Raw genomic sequence first — 5286 nt, 5'->3', positions numbered from 1 at the left:
GCCAGCAGGCTGGCTCCCACAGTTGACTGGGTTGGCCACAAAATAAAAAACCCGCCGATGATTGCTCATCGGCGGGTTTTTTATGAGCGGCTAACGCTTAGATCGCGCCACGCTTGCGCAACAGATCCAGCACTTGCTTGACGCCTTCTTCCAACGAAACGGACTGGGTGTCGATCACCAGATCGGCATCCAGCGGCACGTCGTACGGGAACGACTCGCCCGGGATGTTATCCCCGGCCGCCGCGTACAGGCCTTGTGGGTCACGCTCGGCACAGACGGTCGGCGAGGCCTGGACGTAGACCGTCAGCAGACGCTCCTTGCCGATCAGGTCCTTGGCCTGTTCACGACCTTCGGCACTCGGCGCCACGAAGGCTGCCAAAGTGAGCAGACCGGCTTCGTTGAACTGACGTGCAACGTGTGCCGCACGACGCCAGTTCTCGGTACGCCCGGCGCGGTCCTGTGGCAGACCTTTGTTCAGGTCGTGACGCAGGTTCTGGCCATCGAGCACAAACACCGCGCGACCCAGGTCGAACAACTTGCGTTCAACCGCATAGGCCAGGGTGCTTTTGCCCGCGCCCGACAAACCGCTGAACAGCACGGTAGCCGGTTGCTGGCCGAAACGCTGGGCGCGTTCTTCGGTGGCAACGTGCGCCAGTTTGCCGTGGTGCGTGCTGCTGCCATGCGCCAACGGCTGGGCAACGATCATGCCCGCGCCAACGGTGCCATTGGTCAAACGGTCGATGATGATGAACGCGCCGGTGGTGCGGTTGCTGTCGTAACCGTCGAGGGCAATCGGCGCGTCGAGCGCGATCTTGACCTTGCCGATTTCGTTCAGTTGCAACGCGCTGGCCGGACCTTCTTCCAGGGTGTTCACGTCGACCTTGTTGACGATGCTGGCGATGGAGCCCGGCACGTAACTGGTGGCGCGCTTGATGTCGTATTTCTTGCCCGGCAGCATCGGCTCTTCAGCCATCCACACCAGCATCGCTTCGAAGCTGTCGGTGACCGGCGGCACGTTGTCGGCATGCACCAGCAGGTCGCCACGGGAGATGTCGATTTCGTCTTCCATGGTCAGCGTTACCGCCTGACCTGGACCGGCGTGTTCCAGTTCACCTTCGAAGGTGACGATGGATTTCACACGGCTGCTCTTGCCCGACGGCAGTACCACGACTTCATCGCCCTTCTTGACGATGCCGCTGGCCAGGGTGCCGGCGAAACCTCGGAAGTTCAGGTTCGGACGGTTGACGTATTGCACCGGGAAACGCAGGTCGGTGAAATTGCGGTCGCCCGCCACTTCCACGGTCTCGAGGATTTCCATCAGCGACTGGCCGGTGTACCACGGCGAGCGCTCGGATTTGTTCACCACGTTGTCGCCCTTCAAGGCAGACATCGGCACGAAGTGCATGCTGGTCGGCTTCAGCTTCAAGCCTTCGGCGAACTTCAGGTAGTCGGCCTTGATCGACTCGAACACGCCCTGGTCGAAGCCCTTGAGGTCCATCTTGTTGATGGCGACGACGATGTGCTTGATGCCCAACAACGAGGCGATGAAGCTGTGGCGACGGGTCTGGGTCTGCACGCCGTAACGGGCGTCGACCAGGATGATCGCCAGGTCACAGGTGGACGCACCGGTGGCCATGTTGCGGGTGTACTGCTCATGGCCGGGGGTGTCGGCGATGATGAATTTGCGCTTGGCGGTGGAGAAATAGCGGTACGCGACATCGATGGTGATGCCTTGCTCGCGCTCGGCCTGCAGACCGTCAACCAGCAGTGCCAGGTCGATGTCTTCACCGGTGGTGCCGACTTTTTTCGAGTCCCGGGTGATCGCTTCCAGGTGATCTTCGTAGATCATCTTGGAGTCGTGCAGCAGGCGCCCGATCAGGGTGCTCTTGCCGTCGTCGACGTTACCGCAGGTCAGAAAGCGCAGCAGCTCTTTACGTTCGTGCTGGCCCAGGTAGGCGAGGATGTCCTCGCTGATCAAATCAGATTGATGCGACATGACAGCCCCTTAGAAATAACCTTGACGTTTTTTATCTTCCATCGAGCCTGCGCCATCGTGGTCGATGACACGGCCCTGGCGCTCGGAAGTTCGCGTCAGGAGCATTTCCTGAATGATGTCCGTGAGGCTTTCGGCCTCGGACTCCACCGCGCCCGTCAACGGGTAGCAGCCAAGGGTACGGAAACGCACTTTCTTTTTGACGATACGCGCTTTGTCTTCATCGCTCAGGTGTTCGAGGATGCGCTCGTCGTCGATCATGATCAGGGTGCCGTTCTTCTCGATGACTTCACGCTCGGCGGCGAAGTACAGCGGGACAATCGGGATGCCTTCCAGATAGATGTACTGCCAGATGTCCAGCTCGGTCCAGTTCGACAACGGGAATACGCGAATGGATTCGCCCTTGTTGACCTTGCCGTTGTAGACGTTCCACAACTCGGGACGCTGGTTTTTCGGGTCCCAGCGGTGCTTGCTGTCGCGGAACGAATACACGCGCTCTTTGGCGCGGGATTTCTCTTCATCGCGACGGGCACCGCCAAACGCTGCGTCGAAACCATACTTGTCGAGTGCCTGCTTCAGGCCCTCGGTCTTCATGATGTCGGTGTGTTTGGCACTGCCGTGGGTGAACGGGTTGATGCCCTGCGCAACGCCGTCTGGGTTGACGTGGGTGATCAGGTCCAGGCCCAGCTCAGCGACCATCTTGTCGCGGAACTTGTACATTTCCTGGAATTTCCACCGGGTGTCGACGTGCATCACCGGAAATGGCAGCTTGCCGGGGAAGAACGCCTTGCGTGCCAGGTGCAGCATCACGGCGGAGTCTTTACCGATGGAGTACAGCATCACCGGGTTATCGAACTCGGCGGCCACCTCGCGGATGATGTGGATGCTTTCCGCCTCCAGCTGTTTCAGATGCGTCAGTTTGTCGACCATGGCTACTCACGAAATCTTTCTTATGAACGGCCAGCGGGCCGTGTTCGAGCGGGGAATCCTAGCACAGCGCTCCCTTCTAATCAGGACGCCAACTAGATCGAAAGGGTATATGAATATGCCTGCCTGTTTGGGCGAAACGCGCCCCTGTAGGAGCGAGCCTGCTCGCGATGGTCGCAAACGATAACGCTGGGGATCTGACACCCCGTGGTGTTCTCAGGTTTATCGCGAGCAAGCTCGCTCCTACAGTTATTGGGCGCGTTTCAGATCGGGTTCGGGCAATCGATGAAGATGTGCTCCAGCGCAAAACGTCGCGCCAGGTAATCGCCCAGCGCTTGCACGCCGTAGCGCTCGGTGGCGTGGTGGCCGGCGGCGATGAAGCTGATGTCGTTTTCACGGGCGCTGTGAAAGGTCTGCTCGGAAGCTTCGCCACTGAGGTACAGATCGACCCCGGCCAGCACGGCCTGATCGATGTAACCCTGGCCGCCACCGGTGCACCAGCCAACCCGGCGAATCATGGCGCTGCCTTCGACCAGCAACGGCTCGCGGCCCATGACTTCCTGCACGCGACGGGCGAAATCCCGAGGTGTCACAGGTTCGTTCAATGAACCGACCAGACCGACGATCTTGAGGTTATCCGGGTCCAGTGGGCCTTCGACGGTGATGTCCAGCTGACGCGCCAGCTGCACGTTGTTGCCGACTTCAGGGTGCAGGTCCAGCGGCAGGTGATACGACAGCAGGCTGATGTCGTGTTTGAGCAGGGTTTTCAACCGGCGCTGCTTCATGCCGGTGATGCACGGGTTCTCGCCTTTCCAGAAGTAGCCGTGATGCACCAGCACCAGATCGGCCTGGGCTTTGACGGCAGCATCCAGCAACGCCTGGCTGGCAGTGACGCCGCTGACGATGCGCATCACCTGCGGCCGGCCTTCAACCTGCAACCCGTTGGGGCAATAATCGGCAATCCTGGCGCTGTTCAGGTAACGGTCGGCTTCTTCGACCAGGGTGCTCAGGGCGACGGCCATAAAAGACTCCTAAATATCCCGTTCAGAGGCGCGCGCGGCCTCGTATAATGCGCAACATTATGGGCGCTCTCAAACCGCCTGCAACCTTTCAGGACGTGCTTAATGCTCAAGGCGCTGCGTTTTTCCGGCTGGCCGTTGTTGGCCGGCGTGCTTATCGCTCTTTTGATAATTCAGCGTTACCCGCAGTGGGTCGGGCTTCCAAGCCTCGACGTCAACCTGCAGCAAGCACCGCAAACCACCAGCGTGCAACAGGGGCCGGTGTCGTACGCCGACGCCGTCACCACGGCCGCACCGGCGGTGGTCAACCTGTACACCACCAAAGTCATCAACAAGCCGAACCATCCGCTGTTCGAAGACCCGCAATTCCGTCGTTTCTTCGGCGACAACTCGCCCAAGCAGAAACGCATGGAATCGAGCCTCGGCTCCGGCGTGATCATGAGCCCGGAAGGTTATTTACTGACGAATAACCACGTCACCAGCGGCGCCGACCAGATTGTGGTCGCGCTCAAGGATGGCCGTGAAACCCTGGCCCGCGTCATCGGCAGCGACCCGGAAACCGACCTCGCGGTGCTGAAGATCGACCTGAAAAACCTGCCGTCGATCACCGTCGGCCGCTCCGACAACATCCGCATCGGCGACGTGGCACTGGCCATCGGCAACCCGTTCGGCGTCGGCCAGACCGTGACCATGGGCATCATCAGTGCCACCGGGCGCAATCAGTTGGGCTTGAACAACTACGAGGACTTCATCCAGACCGACGCCGCGATCAACCCCGGCAACTCCGGTGGCGCACTGGTGGATGCCAACGGCAACCTGACCGGGATCAACACCGCGATTTTCTCCAAGTCCGGCGGTTCCCAAGGCATCGGCTTCGCGATCCCGATCAAACTGGCCATGGAAGTAATGAAGTCGATCATCGAGCACGGTCAAGTGATCCGCGGCTGGCTCGGCATCGAAGTGCAGCCGTTGACTCAGGAACTGGCGGAATCCTTCGGCCTGTCAGGGCGTCCGGGGATTGTGGTGGCGGGAATTTTCCGCGACGGTCCGGCACAGAAAGCCGGCCTGCAATTGGGTGATGTGATTCTTGCCATCGACGGCGAACCGGCCGGTGATGGTCGTCGCTCGATGAACCAGGTCGCGCGGATCAAACCGACCGACAAGGTGACGATTCAGGTGATGCGCAACGGCAAGGAGCTGAAGCTGACCGCCGAAATCGGCTTGCGCCCGCCGCCTGCACCGACCAAAGAGAAAGAAGAAGAGTAAGCGCCCCAACACAAACCCCCTGTAGGAGCGAGCTTGCTCGCGATGGTGTGTCAGCGACAACGATGTCAACTGACACTCCAT

4 protein-coding genes are annotated in these 5286 nt (G+C 60.1%); 1 reads left to right on the top strand and 3 read right to left on the bottom strand.

All coding sequences use genetic code 11. The features are described 5' to 3' along the window. Positions 1–97: 97 nt before the first annotated feature. From cysN to EJA72_RS16990, 3 genes are all read right to left on the bottom strand, one after another. Positions 98–1996: a sulfate adenylyltransferase subunit CysN gene (cysN, locus tag EJA72_RS17000; protein WP_157712585.1), complete on the bottom strand. Its 1899-nt coding sequence runs from the start codon at positions 1994–1996 to the stop codon at positions 98–100. Positions 1997–2005: 9 nt separating this feature from the next. After that, positions 2006–2923, bottom strand: coding sequence for a sulfate adenylyltransferase subunit CysD (cysD, locus tag EJA72_RS16995; protein ID WP_034147080.1), 918 nt, complete (start codon positions 2921–2923; stop codon positions 2006–2008). Between the two features lie 260 nt (positions 2924–3183). Continuing rightward, positions 3184–3942 (bottom strand): Nif3-like dinuclear metal center hexameric protein, encoded by a 759-nt coding sequence (locus EJA72_RS16990; RefSeq protein WP_157712584.1) that lies wholly within the window; start codon positions 3940–3942, stop codon positions 3184–3186. Positions 3943–4044: 102 nt separating this feature from the next. On the opposite strand from EJA72_RS16990, the gene algW reads away from it, so the two are divergent. Next, complete coding sequence (gene algW / locus EJA72_RS16985) at positions 4045–5205, top strand: Do family serine endopeptidase AlgW (protein ID WP_157712583.1); 1161 nt, start codon at positions 4045–4047, stop codon at positions 5203–5205. The last annotated feature ends 81 nt before the right edge of the window (positions 5206–5286 follow it).

Source organism: Pseudomonas sp. PB120 (assembly GCF_009761815.1).
Classification (GTDB): domain Bacteria; phylum Pseudomonadota; class Gammaproteobacteria; order Pseudomonadales; family Pseudomonadaceae; genus Aquipseudomonas.
Note: the sequence above shows the minus strand (reverse complement) of the source record. Positions and strands in the feature narration are given on the sequence as shown.